This is a genomic window from Vibrio sp. 10N.222.55.C6 (genome assembly GCF_041473395.1).
Classification (GTDB): Bacteria; Pseudomonadota; Gammaproteobacteria; order Enterobacterales; family Vibrionaceae; genus Vibrio; species Vibrio crassostreae_C.
In genome coordinates, this window is sequence record NZ_JBFRSD010000133.1 from 1 (window position 1) to 718 (window position 718).

Genomic DNA, 718 nt, shown 5'->3' on the forward strand with positions numbered 1-718 from the left:
TCTATTAACACCATCACTCACAATAGTCCGGTGTTCAAGGGGGAGGACCAAAAGCTAAGTCTTCGAATAATTTGAAGATTGGATAAAGAATAGATGCGGGTGACGAGTAAACGAGATGCGAAGAGCAGCGCTTTTCGTATCTCGCCACTGGAATCCCGCATCTCGTTACTGCTCTTTAACTTTATTTCTTGTCGCTCGAATACGCATAGTTGTAATAACCGTAGCCGTAAGAGCTAGATGCTTTCTTCTCGATGGCGTTGAAGATAACGCCTTTCACTTCGATGCCCGATTGTTCGAAACGGTTACGAGCCACTTCTATCTCTTTAATGGTGTTTTGACCGTAACGCGCCACCATTAATGTGGTGCCAGCGAAGGCGCCGACAATGCTTGGATCGGTTACCGCAAGTACGGGCGGGGTATCAACAATCACCAAGTCATACTCTTTCGATGCCCATTCCATTAGTTCTGCAAAGCGTGGGTGCATCAGCAGCTCTGATGGGTTCGGTGGCACTTGGCCGCGAGTAATAATATCTAGGTTCTCTACCGGTGTGGTTTTCACTGATTGAGCGAACTCTTGCTTGCCGCTCAGCACATCAGAAAGACCATTGTCCCAGTTCACACCAAAGCTTTGTTGTAGGTAACCTTTTCGCATATCGGCATCAATCAACAATACTTTCTGGCCTGTTTTTGCGGCTACTGCGGCAAAGTTAGTCGAGAT

Annotated in this window: 1 protein-coding gene; it reads right to left on the reverse strand. The window is 47.1% G+C overall.

Features of this window, described 5'->3' with window-relative positions:
* Window positions 1-181: 181 nt before the first annotated feature.
* Window positions 182-718 (reverse strand): polysaccharide biosynthesis tyrosine autokinase (locus AB4486_RS22895; RefSeq protein ID WP_372118786.1); only part of this gene is annotated, 537 nt, incomplete at its 5' end.